This window comes from Neobacillus solisequens (assembly GCF_051233465.1).
Taxonomy (GTDB): Bacteria; Bacillota; Bacilli; order Bacillales; family Cytobacillaceae; genus Neobacillus.
On sequence record NZ_JBKFGJ010000011.1, the window covers coordinates 14,954 to 35,894 of the forward strand.

22 protein-coding genes and 1 riboswitch are annotated in these 20,941 nt (G+C 40.0%); of the genes, 6 read left to right on the forward strand and 16 right to left on the reverse strand.

What is annotated here, in order from left to right; genetic code table 11:
• Nucleotides 1–88: 88 nt before the first annotated feature.
• From ACI3K6_RS11575 to fabL, 5 genes are all read right to left on the reverse strand, one after another.
• On the reverse strand, nt 89–1,858 hold the full coding sequence (locus ACI3K6_RS11575; RefSeq protein WP_435554944.1) for an ABC transporter ATP-binding protein: 1,770 nt from the start codon (nt 1,856–1,858) through the stop codon (nt 89–91).
• Between the two features lie 76 nt (nt 1,859–1,934).
• On the reverse strand, nt 1,935–2,465 hold the full coding sequence (gene ntdP / locus ACI3K6_RS11580) for a nucleoside tri-diphosphate phosphatase (RefSeq protein ID WP_335476774.1): 531 nt from the start codon (nt 2,463–2,465) through the stop codon (nt 1,935–1,937).
• Nucleotides 2,466–2,640: 175 nt separating this feature from the next.
• A complete protein-coding gene (locus ACI3K6_RS11585; RefSeq protein ID WP_335476773.1) occupies nt 2,641–2,898 on the reverse strand; it encodes a YgaB family protein in 258 nt (85 codons plus the stop codon).
• A 154-nt stretch (nt 2,899–3,052) separates the two neighbouring features.
• Nucleotides 3,053–3,346, reverse strand: coding sequence for a gamma-type small acid-soluble spore protein (locus ACI3K6_RS11590; protein ID WP_435554945.1), 294 nt, complete (start codon nt 3,344–3,346; stop codon nt 3,053–3,055).
• Between the two features lie 58 nt (nt 3,347–3,404).
• Nucleotides 3,405–4,154, reverse strand: a complete 750-nt coding sequence (gene fabL, locus ACI3K6_RS11595; RefSeq protein WP_435554946.1) for an enoyl-[acyl-carrier-protein] reductase FabL — start codon at nt 4,152–4,154, stop codon at nt 3,405–3,407.
• Nucleotides 4,155–4,260: 106 nt separating this feature from the next.
• On the opposite strand from fabL, the gene ACI3K6_RS11600 reads away from it, so the two are divergent.
• A complete protein-coding gene (locus ACI3K6_RS11600; protein ID WP_435554947.1) occupies nt 4,261–4,443 on the forward strand; it encodes a hypothetical protein in 183 nt (60 codons plus the stop codon).
• Nucleotides 4,444–4,459: 16 nt separating this feature from the next.
• Here the strand turns inward: ACI3K6_RS11600 and mutY are convergent, their stop codons facing one another.
• The gene (mutY, locus tag ACI3K6_RS11605; RefSeq protein ID WP_435554948.1) at nt 4,460–5,563 is read right to left on the reverse strand and encodes an A/G-specific adenine glycosylase; all 1,104 of its coding nucleotides are present in this window, start codon (nt 5,561–5,563) and stop codon (nt 4,460–4,462) included.
• Nucleotides 5,564–5,687: 124 nt separating this feature from the next.
• Between mutY and ACI3K6_RS11610 the strand changes: the two genes are divergently transcribed.
• Nucleotides 5,688–6,668 (forward strand): metal-dependent hydrolase, encoded by a 981-nt coding sequence (locus ACI3K6_RS11610; RefSeq protein WP_435554949.1) that lies wholly within the window; start codon nt 5,688–5,690, stop codon nt 6,666–6,668.
• A gap of 29 nt (nt 6,669–6,697) precedes the next feature.
• Here ACI3K6_RS11610 and ACI3K6_RS11615 read toward each other — a convergent pair whose 3' ends face one another.
• Nucleotides 6,698–6,967: a YfhJ family protein gene (locus ACI3K6_RS11615; protein ID WP_435554950.1), complete on the reverse strand. Its 270-nt coding sequence runs from the start codon at nt 6,965–6,967 to the stop codon at nt 6,698–6,700.
• Between the two features lie 134 nt (nt 6,968–7,101).
• Between ACI3K6_RS11615 and ACI3K6_RS11620 the strand changes: the two genes are divergently transcribed.
• On the forward strand, nt 7,102–7,278 hold the full coding sequence (locus tag ACI3K6_RS11620; RefSeq protein WP_435554951.1) for a small, acid-soluble spore protein K: 177 nt from the start codon (nt 7,102–7,104) through the stop codon (nt 7,276–7,278).
• A gap of 39 nt (nt 7,279–7,317) precedes the next feature.
• Here the strand turns inward: ACI3K6_RS11620 and ACI3K6_RS11625 are convergent, their stop codons facing one another.
• Entirely contained in the window at nt 7,318–7,641 is a 324-nt protein-coding gene (locus ACI3K6_RS11625) for a YfhH family protein (RefSeq protein WP_335476767.1), read from the reverse strand.
• Nucleotides 7,642–7,729: 88 nt separating this feature from the next.
• Here ACI3K6_RS11625 and ACI3K6_RS11630 point away from each other — a divergent pair, with 88 nt between their 5' ends.
• A complete protein-coding gene (locus ACI3K6_RS11630) occupies nt 7,730–8,407 on the forward strand; it encodes an SDR family NAD(P)-dependent oxidoreductase (RefSeq protein ID WP_435554952.1) in 678 nt (225 codons plus the stop codon).
• Between the two features lie 8 nt (nt 8,408–8,415).
• On the opposite strand, the gene recX is transcribed toward ACI3K6_RS11630, so the two are convergent.
• Nucleotides 8,416–9,222, reverse strand: a complete 807-nt coding sequence (recX, locus tag ACI3K6_RS11635; protein WP_435554953.1) for a recombination regulator RecX — start codon at nt 9,220–9,222, stop codon at nt 8,416–8,418.
• A gap of 155 nt (nt 9,223–9,377) precedes the next feature.
• Between recX and ACI3K6_RS11640 the strand changes: the two genes are divergently transcribed.
• Nucleotides 9,378–9,509, forward strand: a complete 132-nt coding sequence (locus tag ACI3K6_RS11640; RefSeq protein WP_335476764.1) for a YfhE family protein — start codon at nt 9,378–9,380, stop codon at nt 9,507–9,509.
• 105 nt (nt 9,510–9,614) lie between these two features.
• A complete protein-coding gene (locus ACI3K6_RS11645) occupies nt 9,615–9,803 on the forward strand; it encodes a YfhD family protein (protein ID WP_335476763.1) in 189 nt (62 codons plus the stop codon).
• Between the two features lie 108 nt (nt 9,804–9,911).
• Here the strand turns inward: ACI3K6_RS11645 and ACI3K6_RS11650 are convergent, their stop codons facing one another.
• From ACI3K6_RS11650 to ACI3K6_RS11680, 7 genes are all read right to left on the reverse strand, one after another.
• Nucleotides 9,912–10,406: a DoxX family protein gene (locus ACI3K6_RS11650; RefSeq protein WP_335476762.1), complete on the reverse strand. Its 495-nt coding sequence runs from the start codon at nt 10,404–10,406 to the stop codon at nt 9,912–9,914.
• Nucleotides 10,407–10,863: 457 nt separating this feature from the next.
• On the reverse strand, nt 10,864–12,090 hold the full coding sequence (locus ACI3K6_RS11655) for a homoserine dehydrogenase (protein ID WP_435554954.1): 1,227 nt from the start codon (nt 12,088–12,090) through the stop codon (nt 10,864–10,866).
• A gap of 322 nt (nt 12,091–12,412) precedes the next feature.
• A riboswitch (SAM riboswitch) is annotated at nt 12,413–12,522 on the reverse strand.
• 428 nt (nt 12,523–12,950) lie between these two features.
• The gene (gene argH / locus ACI3K6_RS11660) at nt 12,951–14,327 is read right to left on the reverse strand and encodes an argininosuccinate lyase (RefSeq protein WP_435554955.1); all 1,377 of its coding nucleotides are present in this window, start codon (nt 14,325–14,327) and stop codon (nt 12,951–12,953) included.
• Nucleotides 14,328–14,388: 61 nt separating this feature from the next.
• Entirely contained in the window at nt 14,389–15,600 is a 1,212-nt protein-coding gene (locus ACI3K6_RS11665; protein WP_435554956.1) for an argininosuccinate synthase, read from the reverse strand.
• An 83-nt stretch (nt 15,601–15,683) separates the two neighbouring features.
• A complete protein-coding gene (argF, locus tag ACI3K6_RS11670; protein WP_335479662.1) occupies nt 15,684–16,661 on the reverse strand; it encodes an ornithine carbamoyltransferase in 978 nt (325 codons plus the stop codon).
• Nucleotides 16,645–19,878 (reverse strand): carbamoyl-phosphate synthase (glutamine-hydrolyzing) large subunit, encoded by a 3,234-nt coding sequence (gene carB, locus ACI3K6_RS11675; protein WP_435554957.1) that lies wholly within the window; start codon nt 19,876–19,878, stop codon nt 16,645–16,647. The genes argF and carB overlap by 17 nt, the downstream gene beginning before the upstream one ends.
• Nucleotides 19,865–20,941, reverse strand: a complete 1,077-nt coding sequence (locus ACI3K6_RS11680; RefSeq protein ID WP_435555235.1) for a carbamoyl phosphate synthase small subunit — start codon at nt 20,939–20,941, stop codon at nt 19,865–19,867. The genes carB and ACI3K6_RS11680 overlap by 14 nt, the downstream gene beginning before the upstream one ends.

Here is a 20,941-nt window from a genome sequence, read left to right on the forward strand (position 1 = left end):
CCGACTGACAAGTCTTTAGGCGAAGACAGAGGCGTAGTTACACTTATGCCTGAGTATATACTTTATATCGGCAAAAAGGCCGGAGCAGCTATGAATCTGCTTCGGCCTCTGTTTTTTCGAGTTGTTGGACTTGAAATAATTTATAATAATTTCCCTGTTTTCTCATTAACTCATCATGTGTACCAATTTCTACAATTTTTCCATGTTCGATTAAAATAATTCTGTCAGCATGTGTAATCGTTGATAAACGATGGGCAACGATAAAGGTGGTTCGATCCTTTGCCAACTCATTCAGCGACTCTTGGATTAAGTGCTCGCTTTCTAGATCTAGGGCAGAGGTGGCCTCATCTAGAATCAAGATTGGCGGATTCTTCAAAAAGACCCTGGCGATCGCAATCCGCTGCTTCTGCCCACCGGATAGTTTGACGCCTCTTTCTCCAACCTTTGTGTCATATCCTTCAGTTAAATGCTCGATAAAGTCATGGGCATTTGCCGCTTTTGCAGCAGCAAAAACCTCTTCTTCAGTGGCAAATGGTTTCCCCAATAGAATATTATCCTTGACTGATTCACTAAATAAGATATTATCCTGAAATACGACTCCGATTTTATCCCGCAACGATTGAACCTTAAATTTGCGAATATCCGTACCATCAAGGGTAATCCTGCCTTCACTAACATCATAGAAGCGTGGAATCAGACTGACCAGTGTAGATTTCCCACCACCGCTCATGCCAACTAGGGCAATGGTCTCGCCTTTTTTCACATCAAGACAAATGTTTTTTAACACATATTCATCGTCGTCATGATAGGAGAAAGAAACGTTTTCAAAGGAAATATCCCCTTTTACCTCCTCACATAGCAATGCATCCGGTTCATCCACAATATCGTACTTCTCGTCCAAAAATTCAAATACCCGATCCATGGAAGCAAACGATTGGGTTACCGTCGTAGAGGAATTTACCAATCTCCGTAAAGGATTATAGAGTTTATCAATGTAAGCAAAGAAAGCTACCATCGTCCCTAATGAGAGTTGGTTTTCAATCACGAGGTAGGCTGAATAACCGATTACGATTAACGGGGCAATATCCGTGATCGTATTTACGACAGAATACGATTTTGCATTCCAGCTTGTATGTTTTAAGGCCTTGTCTAAAAAATTGGCATTTTGCCGGTTAAACTGGGTTTGCTCAAATTCTTCAATGGCAAAACTCTTGATGACCGGCATGCCTTGCACCCGTTCGTGCAAATAGCTTTGAACCTCTGCAAGGGCTTGGGATCTCATTCTTGTTAAGTTTCGTAATTGGCCAAAAAAGTATTTAATGGAGAAAGCATAAAGTGGAAACATCAAAACAGATATTATGGTTAGTTTAGCACTCATAGAGAACATAAGAACGATTGCGATGATAATAGTGGCAATATCGAGCCAAATATTCATTAAACCGGTCATAACGAAGGTTTTGGTTTGCTCGACATCGTTAATAACCCGTGAAATAATTTCACCGGCACGGTTATTCGTATAATATTTAAAGCTTAGCTTTTGAATATGCTGATACATCGAATCCCGTAAATCAAATAAAATTTTATTTGACGTCCATTGCGCAAAATATTGGCGGTAATATTCAACAGGGGGTCTTAACACGACAAAAATAATGATCATCACCGATAATATAAACAGGAGTTTGTGAATTTTGACAACATTGGTCAAATGAGTATTGCCCACAATATCATCGACCACATATTTAATTAACATTGGAATAACGAGAGGAATCGAAAATTTAATGATTCCAATAAAAATGGTAGCAATAATTTGCCATTTATATGGTTTAACAAATTGCAGGTATCTGATAATACTATTCAAACCCGCTCCCCCTTTAATTAGGACTACAGATAAAAACCTGTTGATTACTCAACAGGCGTTCTCTTACAAACTCCATTTAACGTCTGTATGTTAAATAACGTTCATACCAAATATCAATAAAATCGGGGGCAAATGGACCGCTTCGCTGTCTAATCCATTGAATGAGCTTATCGACATTTCTTTTTAAAATTTGATCTATGACATCTGGATAATTCATTTCCCTGCGATGACGCTCATACTCATCTTCATCAAGCAAATTAAAGGTCATATCTGGGTACACCTTGATATCTAAATCATAATCAATGTATTTTAGTGCTTCGCCATCAAAAATAAATGGGGAACTGATATTGCAGTAATAATAAATCCCGTCTTCACGAATCATCCCAATCACATTAAACCAGTATTGAGAATGAAAATAACAAATTGCTGGTTCTCTTGTAATCCATGTTCTGCCATCTGATTCTGTTACAAGTGTTCGATCATTGCCGCCAATGACCAGGTTCTGTGACCCTTTTAAAACAGTTGTCTCTTCCCAGACGCGATGGATGTGCCCATTGTGTTTATAGCTATGTATTTGTATTGGTTCACCTTCGATGGGTACGCCCAAGTTTCTCCCCTACTTTCATTTCCGAACGCTTTGTTGGTCTGATCATTCACATCTAGAAGACGACAAAAGACAACAAAGTTAATTCCTGTTTTCTATTATTATAACGGTTGAGAGCAGAATTTAAAACAAAAGAGCCATATTTCCCATGGCTCTTTGTAAAAAATTGCGTATTTTTTTATAAAGTTGGGGTCAAATTTGTAGCCCGATAAGAATTAATAACCTCTTCGGTTTGTTTTTCAAATACCAATTGAATCTCCTTCAATTCCTTTTTCATGAGGTGTATATCGGTTTGGATGCTCTCCAGGTCTGTTTCTTTTTGCAGAGCCAGTAGTTCTGCTTCAATTTCCTGACATCTTTCCAGTTCAGCTTGCAGGTATAGCAATTTATCCATGGTTGCCATTTGTTCGGAAACTAATCTGTTAAACTGATCCATTTCCCTCACCGCCTTAAAATTAATACTTACTATGTATTCTGTAGAAATCCCCTTTTCCCTTTGACAAGTTATGTTGACAGATTGGAACTTTTGTCGATTCCATGGAAGAAGGCACTCTCAGCGATTAGAGAGTGCCTTCTTCGTTAAGTATTTTTTAGCTTTGGCCAAATGAGCCTTGGTTTTTACGAGCTTGAGATTGTTGGTTTTGTTGTCTTACTTCTTGTGCATTTGTTTCGCTTGCAAATTCAGATCCAAATGAACCTGCAGCTCCTGCACTAGCAGATTGAGCATTTTGGCGTCTTACTTCTTGTGCATTTGTTTCGCTTGCAAATTCAGTTCCAAAAGAACCTGCAGCTCCTGCACCAGCAGACTGCGCATTTTGTTGTTTCACTTCCTGGATGTTAGTTCCAGCAGAAGTTTTGTTTGGTTGTTGATTGAAGTTTGCCATTGTTATCACCTCCACAAAGATTAATTTACCCAGCTTTGTGGAGATTATCCGAAAAAAATTAAACGAGTAATGAAATTCCTCCATCAACAATAATCGTTTGTCCTCTGATCATGCTGGAATCACCGGAAATCAAGAACATCACACAATTGACAATATCCTCAATTTCAACCATCTTTCCGGCAGGGGTTTTTTCAGCTGCCTCCCGCAGCATCTCCTCACGATTTGGAAAATGCTTTAATGCTTCTGTGTCAACCGCTCCACCAGAAACAGCATTCACAATAATATTTTTAGGAGCTAACTCAACAGCTAGATATCTGGTTAAAGCCTCAAGTGCCGCCTTTGATACCCCTACTGCCGTATAATTTTCTAAATAGCGGATGGATCCAAGGGAACTAATGCTGACAATTTTACCGCCGCCGTTTTTTTCCATTAATTTTGCCGCTTCCTGTGCACAAAACAATAATGCTTTACTGTTAATATTTAAAGTCCAATCCCAATGTGACTCCTCGAGCTCCATTGCTGGCCGTTGTACTCCTGACGCCGCGTTATTAACAAACACATCTAATCGTCCAAATTCCTGTTCAATTTGTAAAAACATATCCTTGATTTTGCTTACATCACCAACGTTAGCTTTCACTACTAGGGCTTTTCGACCTAACGCTTCTACCTGCTCAGCCGTTTCCAATGCACCCTTTTTGGATCTTGCATAATTGATAACAATATCGTAACCTGCCTCTGCAAGTCTGACGGCCGTCGCTTTACCAATTCCTTTGCTACTGCCGGTAATTAGTGCTACTTTTTGAATCATAATCTTTTACCATCCTATCTTTGTAACTTTATTATTTTATTTTAGCTTTTCCATGATGGGAAGACAATGAATAAGGGCAAAATAGAAAAGAAAGGAGTGAATCTATATGTATAATGGAAGAGATATGACTGAGCTTACCATGATGGCAAAATCGGATTGGAATAATGAAGAACTTACCTTTTTCCATCACGCCCTGCAGCAAATGACCCCTTACCTAAATAGCGAAGGACAATCCATACACCGACAAATCATCGAAGAAATTGAGCACCGCGGTGGTTTGAAACCGTAGTGTAAAAAGAACGCCGCTAAAACGGCGTTCCATTCTCCTTATATAGCTTCATAGTCTTTTGGTATGGAACTGGAAAGGCATACTCCGCCATTTCCTCAAAAGAAACCAACTTCCATTCTTCATTCTCTTCTATTTCCGAATTGATTGTACCGGCATACACTTTTATATTCCAGATTAAATGAGAAAAAACATGCTCAATTTGCCCGATTAATTTATCTAACTGAACCTGTAACTGTAATGTTTCATGAATTAAGTCTTCTAGCCTTTCCCGTTCAAACTGTATAGGATGCCCAATTTCTATATTAGGGAATTCCCAAAGGTTAGCCAACAATCCGTTTGCGGGGCGTTTATGAATTAAAATTTTCCCGTTGTGATCCTTCAAGACAGCGGCTACTAGTTCCACACTGCGGGTCTTTGTTTTTTTCGTCTTTATGGGAAGGTCCTGTTGTACACCCTCTTCAAAGGCATGACAATGATCACGAACAGGACATAACAAACAGGACGGTGAAGTAGGAGTACAAATAAGGGCTCCCAGTTCCATTAATGCCTGATTAAAAGCGGATGGGTCTTCGTGTGAAATCAGCTCTCTAACTGCAGCTTCAAATACCTTGCGAGTTGAAGGCTTGGCTATATCCTCCCAAATGGAAAGGATCCTAGATAAAACCCTCATCACATTGCCATCTACTGCCGGTTCAGGTTTTCCGTAAGCAATGCTTAAAATAGCCCCAGCCGTATACGGTCCTACCCCCCTCAAAAGGGAAATTTCTTCAGGAGTATTGGGAACTTTACCATTATATTTTTCCTTCACTTCTCTGACAGCTGATTGCAGATTTCTCACTCTGGAATAATACCCCAAACCTTCCCAGGCTTTCAGCACTTTTTCCTCATCTGCATCGGCTAAATCTCCAATAGTCGGAAACCATTCAATAAAGCGATTAAAATACGGAATAACAGTATCTACTCTAGTTTGCTGCAACATAATCTCCGAGACCCAAACCTTATAAGGATCCCTATCCTTTCTCCAAGGAAGATTACGCTGTTCAGCGTAGAACCATGAAATTAAATCATTTTGGAAATCATATATGTTGATTTTTTCGATATTTTTTAGTTCAATGAACATAACCTATTTTCCTCCTGCTAGTAAACAACACATAAAAAGGGAATAGTATAATAAGACAGTCTTGTTTTACGATAATTCAATTGGATGTGTTTTTCAAGAAATAATTTAAAGGAGGAGCTTCCTTGTGGATACAGGAACTCACGTTGTGATGGGCATTGCATTAGGTGGCCTGGCAACATTGGACCCCGTTGTAGCAGCTGATCATGCTACTGCGACTAGTGTGTTAATAGGAACCATTGCAGGTTCGCAAATTCCAGATATTGACACAGTTTTAAAACTAAGAAATAACGCGATTTATATCCGTAATCATCGTGGAGTTACTCACTCCATTCCAGCTGTTTTATTATGGCCGATTGCACTATTGGCGGTTATTTACCCATTTTTCACCAATGCTAATTTACTTCATTTATGGGCCTGGACTTTTGCAGCTGTTTTTATCCATGTTTTTGTTGATATTTTTAATGCCTATGGAACTCAAGCGCTTAGACCGTTTTCGACTAAATGGGTTGCACTTGGAGTAATTAATACATTTGACCCGTACATTTTTGGAATTCACGTAGTGGGGATATTTATATGGATTGCGGGGGCCAACCCTGGAGTAACCTTCCTAACTATGTACGGAATTATCATTGGTTATTATTTCTTACGCTATGCAGCGAAAAAGCGGGTACTGGTTAAAGTAAGGACCCTCATACCGGATGCAACTGAAATTATCATCGCTCCGACGATGAGATTCCATCAATGGCGTATAGCAGCGATGAATAATGAATTATTTTTCGTTGGCCGTGGGAACGATGGAAAGGTTGAAATTTTAGATCGTTTCAAACGGATCCCCGTTCCAAATACTCCGGTTATTGAAGCCGCTAAAAAAGATTCTAACATCTCTGCATTCCTGTCGTTTTCACCGGTATATCGCTGGGAAGTGGATGAGTTTGATGATTATTATGAAGTACGATTTATAGATTTACGTTACCGCAGCAATGGTCACTATCCTTTTGTTGCCGTGGTACAGCTAGATCAACAATTAAAACCAATCACGTCTTACACCGGCTGGGTATTTAGCGAAAAAAAACTGCGAAAAAAATTGGGAGTCATCCCAAGTTAAAAAGCGGTGACTTTTGGTCACCGCTTTTTTTAATGCAACGTATGCTTAGATTGCTGTAAATATTTATCATATTTAGGATTAGTGCCCGCAAATTCATGTAACTTATCCCCATAATTTTCAATCCACTGTTTGACAATCCGCTCGGTCATTTCACTCCCCATATAGCCTTGTCCAGCTTTGGCATAAGATGTTTCAAAATCCTCCCATAGTAATTCAATCCAAGTTCTCGCTTGATTATAGGATAGGTATTCATTTATTTCCAATAATAACTTTGTTAATTTTTCATGATAGTCATTCATACATGCTCACCCTTTGGCAATTTCTTATAAACATAACTGAAAATATATAAGTTCATACTATGATTACGTGATCAGCATTGCATAAAAATCTTTGCTTTTCATGTTTCTCATTCCCTTTACTATGGAGGTATACCATGAGAAATAAAGCACGCAATTTCCCAAATCAAAATAACAACAAACTTGAGGGCGAGCCGCGGGCAAAAGCCGAATATGCTTCAAGAAGAGCAGACGGCACCATTAATACCCACCCTCAAGAACGAATGAGAGCTTCCGGACAACGCGATGACGAATCACCTAATGTATGGAAATAAAGATGGTGACACAAACCAGAGATGCCCTCTGGTTTGTGTTTATTTTAACCACTTTAATAACGCGATGGGCAGGGCTTCCTCTTCACCGTTTCCTTTCAGACGGTACCCCCAAGCAAATACACCGTTCATATAGTCAATTTTAAAATACTCACCAGGAGATCCTTCCAGTTCATAAATTTCTCCTGGTTGGAACACAGTCGGGTCCATTAGATACGAACGGGCCATTTGCACCTTCCTTTCTAACACTGCAAACTCATTTACCATTCCTAGTTGTTCCGCTTTTCTTGCTTTCTCCTGGAGTGTTGAAATTTCTTGCCTTAATTCATACTCAGTCATTTGGCTGTATCGTTTCTCCTGCTCCATTTTTTTCCTCCCATGTTCCTTTTTATTTTAGTATAGTTATTATGTTGTAAATAATAAAGGTAAAACTATTGAGTTGGAGGTAAATTCAATGAAAACCATATTAATCACAGGCGCAGGATCTGGATTAGGAAAAGAATTAGCTTTCCTTTTTTCCAAAAAGGGTTATCACATTTTACTATCTGGGAGATCAGCAGAAAAATTATTGTCGGTTAAAAACGAAATTGAAGAAGCTGGTGGAAAAGCCGATACCCTACCATTAGATATTCGAAATCCTGAAGAGATTTCAAAAAAAATCGAAGAAATAAGCAAAAACTTTCAAATTTATGGGTTGGTGAATAATGCAGGCGTTGGCCATTTTGGTCCGTTCCTTGAAACGTCAGTAGCACAAATCCTAGAAATGTGTGAGACAAATATTCTCGGTACACTCTTCATAACTAAGGCCATTTTGCCGATCTTGCAATCTAATGGGGAAGGGCAGATCATGAATATCATTTCGACTGCCGGTTTACGTGGCAAGGTCAATGAAAGTGTATACGCGGCTAGTAAATTTGCTATTCGAGGCTTTACAGAGAGCCTTCAAAAAGAATTAGAAGGTAGTGGCATTAAAATCAATGCAGTTTACATGGGTGGTATGAATACCCCCTTCTGGGAAGGAAGTGACCATATAAAAGATTTCTCCCGATTCCGTTCAGCACAAGAGGTTGCCGAAACCATTATGGATCAAATAGATCAGGATTCTATCATCATTGGAAGTAAAAAATCATGACAATTTCGTCATGATTCTTTACTTTCAGATAAATACCGCTCGATTAGTTCAATTGGAAAGCCTTTTCGGTATAAGGCTTGTTTGACCTTTTGCTCGTATTCAAATCCACTGTACCCCGAATATTTTCTTTGGATTTTTTCTCCTTGATACCTAATTGCTTCAAATTCTTCATCCTTATTCGAGTCTTCCGTTTCCCTCAAGGCCAGTTGGATGACTTCAAAAGAATAACCCTTTCTTAACAGCATCTGTTCAAACTTTTGTTTCTGGATTCTAAAAGAATCCTTGGAATTTTTGTTAAAAAACTTTTGACTGAGCTTCATTGCTTTTTCAATCTGCTGTTCAATAGAATATTCCTCTAAAGCCAAAGAGCCGATTTTTTCAGCAATTCCTTTCTCCTTCAACTCCTGCTTAATGACCCCAGGACCTTTATCCGTTGTATTAGCTTGTGTTCTAACATACGCAAAGGCGTATTCTTCATCATTAATGTATTTTTGCTCGGTTAATTTATGTAAGACTTCATTAATTACGGGTTCTTCCATTTCTTTTTTCAAAAGATAGTCCTTGATTTCTTTTTCCGATCTGATTCTTCTAGCCAAAAAATGAACAGCTAGGTTATAGGCTTTACGTATGTCATCTTGATATTGAATCTCTAAAAGTGAAAACTCATCAAGTTCCATGCCTTTTTTTAGCTGAAATTTTATTAAAACATCACTATCGACACTAAAGGCAAATTCCTCGCCTTTCCCCTTGTCCATAAAAATATTAAACCGATCAGCGTTGTTTTTTTGCGTGGTGATTTTTGTTATAATGGCCATTTTCTTCACCTCTCCCTTACTTTACCATAACTTGATTTGAAAAATATATTTAAAAAATCCGTATCAATCCCCCCTTTAAAGGTAAAAATGGAAGTGGGTACAAATTGTACCACTTTTACATAAAACTACAGTTAAGTTTGAAAGGAATGAGAAAAATGGGAGATAAGAAAAAGGATAAAAATCGCTTCAAGTATACTTTATCAAGCACACAGGAAGTTCTGTATCAACGTGAATTTAAAATGGCTGATAAGGCTGGAGGATTTACTGACCGGAAAACTAAATTATAAGCATTAAATTTTTTTCCATTAATGACCCCCTTCGCTTTTGTAAAAGCTAGTAAAGGGAGCTGATGATGCTCCCACCACTGCTTACAATTGAAAGGGGTTTTTATAATGGGTCGCGCACATGGACATAAAACTCGCGATAAAAACAAAGCATCACTTCCACAGGTGCCAAAAAACATGAAATCTGACGGCAATGACGTAGAATTTTCAAAAGAAATGGCTGATGGAGCAGATCTAGAAGCACTTGCTCGGGCTAATGCAGCTAACCAACGTGTTCAAAATCGCGGTCGAAAGTAAAAAAATAGAAGCAGGCACGCCCTGCTTCTTTCCAATTATTTATAAGGGGGAATAAATGTTATTTCAACAGGTTCCAAGGGGGAGGTAGTTTAGAACCTGGTAAAACCGTTAGTGTGTGTTACCATTTTTAACTGGTTCCTTTTTTAATACATTTTTAACATATGGTACGGCGAATCGGTCAAGACCGAAGTAATAAGCTCCCGCGCCTGCGAATAATAGAATCATGGCTGCTGTATAAAGAATAGGATTAGTGCTAGTTGTTCCGGCTAACATAAAGTTTAAGTTCATGAATGCACCTGCGATTAAAGCTGGAATAGTTGCCAAACCTACGACTAAGCCAATACCTACAAGTAACTCACCCCATGGAATTAATACGTTGAAGATATGCACATTTGGAATGGCAAAGCTTTGTAAGAAGTCAGCATACCAAGCTTGAACGGCTGGGTGTTCACCTGTTGCATTTGCTAGTGCCCCTTTTAAGAAGCCTCCAGCATCAAATCCACCTACTAGTTTATGATAACCAGCCTCGATCCATTGGAATCCAAGCCAAATCCTTAACACTGTCCAAACAACTGCTGCGATAGGGGTTTTATACCATCTCATCACAATCATCTCCTATTAACTTTTGAGTTCATACCCAATTTTTGTAAATCAAATGATAGGAAGTATTCAGCTAGCTGTCGACTGTAGTGGAGTTTGTGATTGCTTTCACTATCTCCTCTACACTTTTAATATACTCTGCAGCTACTAAAATGACAACGGTTTTCACAGTTTCTTAACATATTTATAGTGTATATATGAATACACTGTGAACTAGATTACCTTCCTGTTATCAATCATAACTGTGGATAATGTTGATAATGTGGATATCGATCGAAATGTATTGTCAAGCCTGATTATCGGGGAATTCTAATTTGTGAATAGTTAAATACTGAACCTGAACCTATTTTTTGTGGATAATGTGGATAATCTTGTGGAACACTCTCCTCGCAGGACTCCTGCTGTGGATAAATCCCTGGATAATTAAACGGGAGCACCTTTTCTATTTCGGTGCTCCTGCTTATAAGACTTTTACTGGTTTTTTTATTGGCTCATATTCTCCAAGAATGGTGAAATAACGTAGGGATTGTTCCTGTTGATTCAACTGATCGACATCACGTTTTGTAGCTTCAACTATAAAAGTTGTCTCGTTAATTTGCTCTAACCATGTAATCGAAGGGTGGATATAATTTTTCACATGACCATGAATCAACCACTGTTGTTTCGTTTCATTATTTTTATCTGAAATGGTGGCAGTGCCAGATTTTTCAGGTCGAGGTCCAGATGAGTTCGTTTGACAAACATATACTAAATCCTCAATCATGGCACTGGCGGTAGGAAACATTCCAGCTCCAGGGCCCTGCAATGTAATCCTGCCGACGATATCTGAATGGACATTAACTGCATTTTCCACCCCTTCCACATGGTAAAAAGGATGTTCTTTCCCAACAACAACTGGTTTTACAATGGCAGTTAGATTATCTCCCGCCTTATGAATGCTGGCAACATGTTTAAACCTTAATCCTGCAAGTTCAGCTGTTTCAATTAACTCACTCGTAATCGAAGTAATCCCTTCCCGTTCCACTTCCTGCCAATTCGGCTGCTCGCCAAATGCAATTCTGCTAAGAATCATGCTTTTATAGAAGGCATCGAAGCCTTCGACATCATTGGTAGGGTCTGCTTCTGCATAACCATTTTCTTGTGCTTGAGTCAGTGCCTCTTGGAAGGACAGCTTTTTCTCACGCATTTCCGTTAAGATAAAATTGGATGTACCATTTAATATGCCCTGAATATACTGTACACGATTAATCTTTAATAACTGACCCAGTGTTTGAATCACCGGTATCCCACCGGCCACTGTAGCTTCAAATCCAACTGATACGTGATGTTCCTCTGCTAATTTCAACAGCTCTTCTCCGTGGTGGGCAAACATTTCTTTATTGGCTGTAATGATGTGGCAGCCCTTTTGAATGGCTTGTTTTAAATAAGTGAAAGTCGGTTCCTTTTCAACGATTGCTTCAAACACAATATCTAACTGCGGAAACTGCAGGATTTCTTCAAAGTCTGTCGTTACCAGAACCTCTTCTCTAATATCCCTTGACTTCTGTTTATTGCGGACGAGTATGGAAGCAACTTCTACGCGTTTTCCCAATGTAGCCTGCAACTCATCCCCATGTGTTTGAATTGTCCGATATACCCCTTCCCCTACCGTTCCAAAACCTAGTATCGCCACCTTAATAACATCCATTTTCTGTTCACCCTTTCCACGTATTTTTTTTAAAGAAGACTCGGTTAAACTTGTCTGTTGATTTCCACTCTAGATGCAAGCGGTTCGTGGGCGTTTCGGCGAGCCTCCTCGGCGTTTGCACCTGTGGGGTCTCTCCAGTACCGTACTCCCACAGGACATTGAATTTCTTCCTTGAATCTGCCCACGCACGAAGGAAATGCGATAGCGTTTTCGAGGAGTCTTCGCATCTTCCGCTACAATCAACAGAGTGTAAAAAATCAACACTGACCTTTAACACAGCCTAAAAGAAAAGCCCTCTTCATAAGAAGAGGGCTAGTTCCTCCTCTTATCTTTCAGGTAATAATACCTGCAGGAATTAGCACCTTTTCAAGGAATACCTTGAAGGTTGCCGGGCTTCATAGGGCCTAGTCCCTCCGCCGCTCTGGATAAGAGATATGTATTTGACTTTTCACTAAATTTCCAATATTTAAATGAAATATTATCTGAATTTACTTGAAATGTCAATATTAAAGTGATTTATGATCAACCATTCTTTTCCTTCCAATTGATGAACCTGTTTTGTGCCCCTGTGGTTTAGTGTTAAGAACTTCAGTTATTCGCCTAAAAAAATATGAACCTATCGTATATTTCCTTCTTTATATTGATAGACCCCCATTCTCGTTGATAAGATCCTCTTTTGCGTTGATATAGCCCAATTCTCGTTGATAAGACCTTCTTTTACTTTGATATACTTCGTTTTCAAGTCGATAAAGTTATGCACTTATGAGTTTAGGATAATATTCACATTTCAAGTAGATAAAACGGCTATATTATAAAAAAAACACCACCCGCATCACACAAGCGGGTGGCATTCTTTCAACTTATTTTTCCAATTTCGCCTCGGCCAGTTTAATTTGCTCAAGTACCTGGGACGGCGAGGTTCCGCCAAAGCTATTACGGACAGCTACAACATGCTCTGGAGCAAGAACCTCGTATATGTCTGATTCAAACAACGGACTAAATTGTTCGTATTCTTCCATGCTTAAGTCCAGCAAAAACTTGCCAGATTGAATGGCATATAAAACAATTTTCCCAATTACTTCATGTGCGTCGCGGAACGGAAGCCCTTTGCGAACCAAATAATCGGCGATATCGGTCGCATTGGAGAAATCATTATTGATCGCTTTGCGCATCACGTCTTTTTTCACAGTCATCGTTTCAATCATCGGAGCAAGCAGCTTCAAAGAGCCTTCTAGTGTTTCTACCGTATCAAACATGCCCTCTTTGTCTTCCTGTAAATCCTTATTATAAGCTAGCGGCAAGCCTTTCAATACCGTCAATAACCCAATCAAATTGCCATATGCACGGCCTGTTTTCCCACGCAGTAATTCTGGCACATCCGGGTTCTTTTTCTGCGGCATGATACTTGAACCGGTACAAAAGGAATCATCCAGTTCGACAAATTGAAACTCTTGGCTTGACCAAATGACCAATTCCTCCGACAGGCGGGAAATATGGGTCATGATAATCGAGCCGATGGACAGAAATTCCAGAATAAAGTCACGGTCGCTTACGGCATCCATGCTATTGGGATAAATCGTTTCAAATCCTAGTAATCCCGCAACGAGTTCTCGGTCGATCGGGAAGGTGGTGCCTGCTAATGCCCCTGAACCAAGCGGAAGCCAGTTAATCCGTTTCAAGGAATCTGTCAATCTTTCTTTATCACGTTCAAACATCCAGAAATAAGCCATTAAATGATGGGCAAATGAAACTGGCTGCGCCCGTTGCAAATGTGTATAGCCTGGAATCAACGTTTCGATATGTTCCTTTGCCTGATTGAGAATGGCTCCCTGCACTTCCTCCATTAAGGTGATCAATTCTAGCGTTTTTGTGCGCAGATACAGATGCATATCAGTGGCAACCTGATCATTCCGGCTTCGACCAGTATGCAATTTTCCACCGACAGGGCCAATTTTTTCTATCAATAGCTTTTCAATATTCATATGAATATCTTCATCTTCTACCAAAAATTCAACCTCGTTACGGTCGACCATTTCTTTAATAGACAGTAAGCCTTGCTTAATTTTTTCAACATCGTCCAACGGGATAATACCACATTGGCCCAGCATTTGCACATGTGCCAGGCTTCCGGCGATATCCTCCTTGGCCAGCTTCTGGTCAAAGGATATCGAAGCAGTGAATTCTTCGACGAGCTTGTTCGTTTCTTTGGTAAAGCGTCCGCCCCATAGCTTAGACATGATTACTCCTCCTAATACTAAGAAGACTGCCCTCGAATCAATTTTCGAGGGCACTCCGACTTTATTTTAAAATAGATTCTTTATTATTTACCTCAGCATACACTTTGGTTGGCAGACCCCATAATTTGATAAAACCAACAGCCGCATTATGATCAAATGCGTCACCTTTTGTATAAGTCGCCAGTTCCTCATTATATAAACTGTGGACGGATTGACGGCCGACAACAGTATGATTCCCTTTATGAAGCTTAACACGAATTGTACCAGATACTACCTTTTGTGTTTCCTCAATAAAGGCATCAAGAGCAGCCTTTAATGGAGAAAACCAAAGGCCTTCATAAATGATTTTTGCCATTTGCTGCTCCACCTGGGTTTTGAATTGAGTGACTTCGCGAGGCAAAGTTAAAAATTCTAATTCCTTGTGGGCATTAATTAAAATAAGGGCAGCTGGATTTTCATAGACTTCACGGGATTTAATTCCTACTAATCTATTTTCGATATGGTCAATACGGCCGACACCATGCTTGCCGCCAAGTTCGTTTAACGTTTCAATTAATTGAACAAGAGGGAGCTTTTCACCATTTAAGGCCACTGGCACGCCTTGTTCGAATTCAATCTCAAGATATTCAGGTGCATCTGGTGTTAATTCAATTGGATTGGTCCAATCAAATGCAGCTTCAGGTGGCTCTGCCCAAGGGTTTTCCAGCACACCTGCCTCACAGGCACGTCCCCAAATATTTGCATCAATGGAGAATGGATTGTCTAAATCAACCGGAATTGGAATCCCATTCTTTTGGGCGTATTTAATTTCCTCATCACGTGTCATGCCCCACTCACGAACAGGAGCTACCACTTTAAGTTTTGGATTTAACGCTTGAACAGAGACTTCAAAGCGCACCTGGTCATTTCCTTTACCCGTACAGCCATGCGCAACTGCCTGGGCTCCTTCTTTTTCCGCTACCTCCACGAGTAGTTTTGAAATAAGTGGGCGGGAAAGCGCAGAGGATAATGGATATTTTCCTTCGTATAAACAATTAGCCTTTAAAGCTGGTAAAATATATTCCTTCGCCAACAATTCTTTGGCATCCACAATATAGGCTTTAACGGCGCCTACATTTAACGCCTTGTTCTTGATCGCTTCTAAATCTTTGCCTTCGCCGACATCAAGTCCTAACGCGATAACATCATAGCCATATTTTTCTTGAATCCATTTAACTGAAACAGAAGTATCTAAACCGCCTGAGTAGGCTAATACAATTTTTTCCTTTGTCATGATAACGCTCCTTATTACTAGAAATGAATTAAAATACATTTGATAGTATTATTATACATAAATTCTCGAAAAAATAAAGTCTATTAACCTAATAATAATTTTAAAATTGCCTTTTGAGCGTGTAAGCGGTTTTCCGCCTCATCGAATACAACTGAATGAATACCGTCAATAATCTTTGTGGTAACCTCTTCACCACGATGGGCAGGGAGACAATGAAGGAATATAAAATCTTCTTTTGCATATTTGCATAATTCTTCATTAACCTGAAAGTCTTTTAAATCGTTTAGGCGCTTTTCGGTTTCCTTTTCCTGGCCCATACTGGTCCAAACATCTGTTACAATAACATCTGCATCTTTAATGGCTTCAAGTGGATCATTAGAAATAACGACCTTGCTGCCAGTTTGTTCACCTATTTTAATCGCATTTTCCGTAATCGCTCCATCAGGCAAATATCCTGGAGGGCTGGCAATACTAATATTCATGCCCACTTTTGCCGCACCTTCCATTAAGGAGTGCGCTACATTATTATTTCCATCTCCTACATAAGCAAGCTTTAAACCTGCTAGCTTGCCTTTATGCTCCAGAATCGTTAAAAGATCAGCTAAAACCTGAGCAGGGTGCTGCAGGTCTGTTAATCCATTAATAACAGGAATTGTCGCATGTTCTGCCAATTCTTCAACAGATTCATGTGAAAAGGTACGGATCATGATGCCGTCCACATATCTTGAAAGCACCTTTGCGGTATCAGATATACTCTCGCCTCTGCCGAGCTGTATATCCTTTGAACTTAGGAAAATCGCATGTCCTCCAAGCTGAAGCATGCCAACTTCAAAAGAAACCCTTGTACGGGTTGAGGATTTTTCAAAAATCATCCCCAACACTTTACCATTTAATACAGGCAGTGATTTACCTTGCTTTTGTTGTCCTTTCATTTCTAAAGCAACTTCTAACATATAGAGAATTTCTTCTGTACTGAAATCGGAAAGCTGTAAAAAGTCTTTCCCTTTAAAATTGAATTGCTCTGTTATATTTTTTTCCTGCAGATTAATGGATTCTAGCATTTACGACACCTCTTTCGGATAAATGGTAAAATTCGCTTACCGAATAAACGTTTATAGATGAAAGGGAAGTTGGTTTCAAATCCTTTATGGCTTGAACCGTGTCTAGGTGAGTATAAACCGGTACCTTAAAACGGATGGCCTGCTCACGGATTTGGAATCCAAACTTCAATTTGTTTCGTCCCTGGTTTGGTGTATTTATGACAGCCTGTATCGCTTGATTTCGGAAAAGCTCTTGTACATCCTGTTCATCTTTTACAATTTTTTCGACAGGGATGCCCTTACTTTGAAAATAGGCAGCTGTCCCTTCTGTTGCGGCTAGCTTAAAGCTTTTGGCAAGCCCTTGAAATATAGGCAGGCTGATTGGCTTTTCACGATCTGAAATAGAGCAAAGTAAATAATTCTCTGACGGCTCTTTACTCATAGGTGGCATCGCTTTATAAAGGGCTTCCTGGTAATTGAGTGCCATACCCAACACTTCTCCAGTTGACTTCATTTCCGGCCCAAGTACATGGTCAACACCCTTTAGCTTTCCTGCTGAAAAGATCGGAGCCTTAACAGAAAAATATTCTGGTTCTGGAAGTAATCCTACATACTTTGATAAATCTGAAAGGGTCTCTCCAAGTTGAATTCGGGTTGCCCATTCAATCATCGGAATTCCTGTCACCTTACTGATGATGGGCACCGTTCTTGAAGATCGTGGATTAACCTCTAGGACATAAACTGTGTTTTCATAAACAACAAATTGGATATTCATGATTCCAATAACGGGAGCTGTGATGGCAATCTTTTCCGAATAATCGATCAACATCTCTTTTAGTTCATCGGTAAGAGAAATCGGAGGAAACACTGAAATGCTGTCACCCGAGTGCACACCCGCTTTTTCAATATGTTCAAAGATTCCCGGGATAACGATTTGCTTTCCATCACTGATGACGTCAACCTCACATTCAAGACCAGGAATATATTTATCTACTAATAAAGGCCACATTTTTTCATGAGCGTTTTTCTCAAGCTGTTGACAATAGCTAGTCAATTCCTCTTCAGAAAAAATCGTAAACATGGACTGACCGCCAATAACGTAGGATGGTCTTACTAATACTGGATAGCCTAAGCTGGAAGCAGCTTCAACCAGTTCCTCTGGATGGGAGGCGGTTTTTCCTTCAATATGAGGAATGTTCAAATCCTCAAGCAACTGATAAAATTCTTTCCGGTCCTCTAATCGGTCTACATTTTCAACCGTTGTACCGAGAATCTTAATCCCTTCCTCTTGCAAGTCACGGGCTAGGTTAATCGCCGTTTGACCGCCAAATTGAATCAGTACTCCTTCTACCTGTTCCTTTTCGATTACATGAAGTACATCCTCAGCAGCCAGTGGCTCAAAGTACAAGCTATCTGCTACAGAATAATCCGTACTGACTGTTTCTGGGTTATTATTGATGACAACTGCTTCATAGCCTTTTTTCTTAAGGGATTTTGCGGCATGAACGGAACAATAGTCAAATTCAATTCCTTGACCAATACGGATTGGACCGGAACCGATTACGAGAACCTTTTTCTTGTTAGTCGTTTCCACCTCATCGAATCCGTGCCATGTTGAGTAATAATAGGGTGTAGCAGCATCGAATTCTGCTGAGCAGGTGTCAACCATCTTATATCCCGGCAGCAAGCCAAGTTCCTTTCGCTTCGTTCGAATTTGTTTTTCCGGAACCTCATAAATTTGTGATAGCAGCTTGTCGGCTATGTTATTTCGTTTAGCTTCTTTCAGTAGAGAAGCTGGGACAGTGGTCCATTGATACGAAGCCAATTCCGTTTCCAAAGCAACGATTGAACTAATTTTGTGTAAAAACCATGGATCAATTTCGGTTAATTGCTGAACTCTCTCCAGGCTGATCCCGCGTCTGAACGCTTCGGCAATGATAAAGAGCCGTTGGTCATTGGCTATTTCAAGAAGTCCAAACAATTCTTTTTCTGATAAAGAATGGTTGATTTCCCTGCAAAGACCATATACGTTCATTTCCATGGAGCGGATCGCCTTGTTTAACGCACCTTCAAAGGTCCGATCAATGGCCATTACTTCCCCGGTTGCTTTCATTTGCGTACCTAGAGTGCGGTCAGCTTCAGGAAATTTATCAAACGGGAACCGCGGCAGTTTTACCACAATATAATCAATCGCCGGCTCAAAGGAGGCAAAAGTAGTGCCAGTTATTGGATTCACAATTTCATCAAGGTGATATCCAACCGCGCATTTTGCAGCCATCCTGGCAATCGGATAGCCTGTGGCCTTTGAGGCAAGGGCTGATGAACGGCTGACCCTTGGGTTGACTTCAATGATGTAATATTGATTGGATTCAGGATGCAAAGCAAACTGAATGTTACAGCCACCGATAATTTCAAGCTCTCTGATGACTTTAATGGATACATCACGAAGCATTTGATATTGTACATCAGTCAAAGTTTGTGAAGGGGCAACCACGATGGAATCCCCCGTATGGACACCGACTGGGTCCATGTTCTCCATATTGCAAACAATGATGCAAGTATCATTAGCATCTCTCATTACTTCATATTCAATTTCTTTCCAGCCTTTGATGCTTTTTTCCACCAATACCTGGTGAATCGGACTTGCAGCAAGCCCCTTTTTCAAAACCACCTCTAGTTCTTCGTGGTTGTTGGCAAAACCGCCGCCTTCCCCGCCAAGGGTGTAGGCAGGACGAATAATAACTGGAAATCCAATTTCATTAACGAATTGTACGCCTTCTTCAAACGTATGAATAATGGCTGATTCAGGAATTGGTTCACCAATTTTTAGCATCAGATTGCGGAATCGTTCGCGATCTTCACCGTTTTTAATGGACTCAACTGAAGTGCCTAAAAGAGCAACATCGTATTTTTCAAGTATATTTTGTTCATACAGTTGAACGGTTAAATTCAGGCCAGTTTGACCGCCCAATGTCCCAATAATGCCATCAGGCTTTTCTTTTTGGATGATTTTTTCAATAACGGCTGTCGTTAACGGCTCGATATAGACCTTATCAGCGATTGCTTCATCAGTCATAATCGTGGCCGGGTTATTGTTGATTAAAATGACCTCAATGCCCTCTTCTTTAAGAGCGATGCAGGCTTGAGTTCCGGCATAATCAAATTCTGCCGCCTGCCCAATCACGATGGGTCCTGATCCTATTACTAGTACTTTTTTTAGCATCTTATTTAACGGCATAACGTGTCTCTCCTAATGAAGCGATCTGAGCTACAAATTCTTTTAAAATATATTCGGTATCACTTGGCCCTGGATGGGCTTCGGGATGGAATTGCACAGTTCGAATCGGATAATATTTATGCTTCAGGCCCTCAATCGAACGATCATTCACATTCCGATACGTCACATCAAACACTTTCTCGTCAATGCTTTCATCCTTAACAACATAACCATGGTTTTGGGCGGTAATTTTTACTTTACCGGTCTCAAGTTCTTTTACCGGATGATTGCCGCCGCGGTGCCCGTAGGCTAATTTTTCTGTTTTTGCTCCGAAAGCAAGTGCGATTAGCTGATGTCCTAGGCAGATTCCTAATGATGGAAAGTGTTGGCTGATTTTTTGAATCTCCGGAAACCATTTTTTCAATTCCATAGGATCACCAGGACCATTACTAAAGAGAACACCGTCCGGATTGATCGATTTCATTTTTTCAAATGTTGTATTATACGGTACAATAGTGACCGCACATCCTTCTGCCTGGAGAGCGGTTAGGATGGATTTTTTATAACCAAAATCCATTAACACGACATGCGGTCCATTATTTTTGAAATATTGAATCTTTTTTGTGGATACCTGATCCACCCATAACGGTTCTTTACTATCCCCAGTAAAATTAAACTGTTTTGTTTTGCTTAGATAGCCTTTAACCGTACCTCGGCTGCGAATGGTTTTCACAAGCTTCCTAGTATCTACTCCTGCAATTCCCGGTACAGCAGCGGCTTTTAGCTTATCGGAAAATTTTTGAATGGACTGGAAATGGCTTGGAGTTTCACATAAATCCCCAATGATTACCCCGGATAAAGCTGGGGAAATACTTTCATCGTCCAGTGTATTGACCCCGTAATTACCAATGATTGGGTAACAAAATGTAATAATTTGTCCTGCGTACGAAGGATCCGTAATAATTTCTTGATATCCGGTCATGCTTGTATTAAATACTACTTCTCCAAGAGAATCCTGGTCGGCGCCAATTAGCACCCCTTCAAATACCTCTCCCGTTTCCAAAGTAAGATATCCCTGATTCAA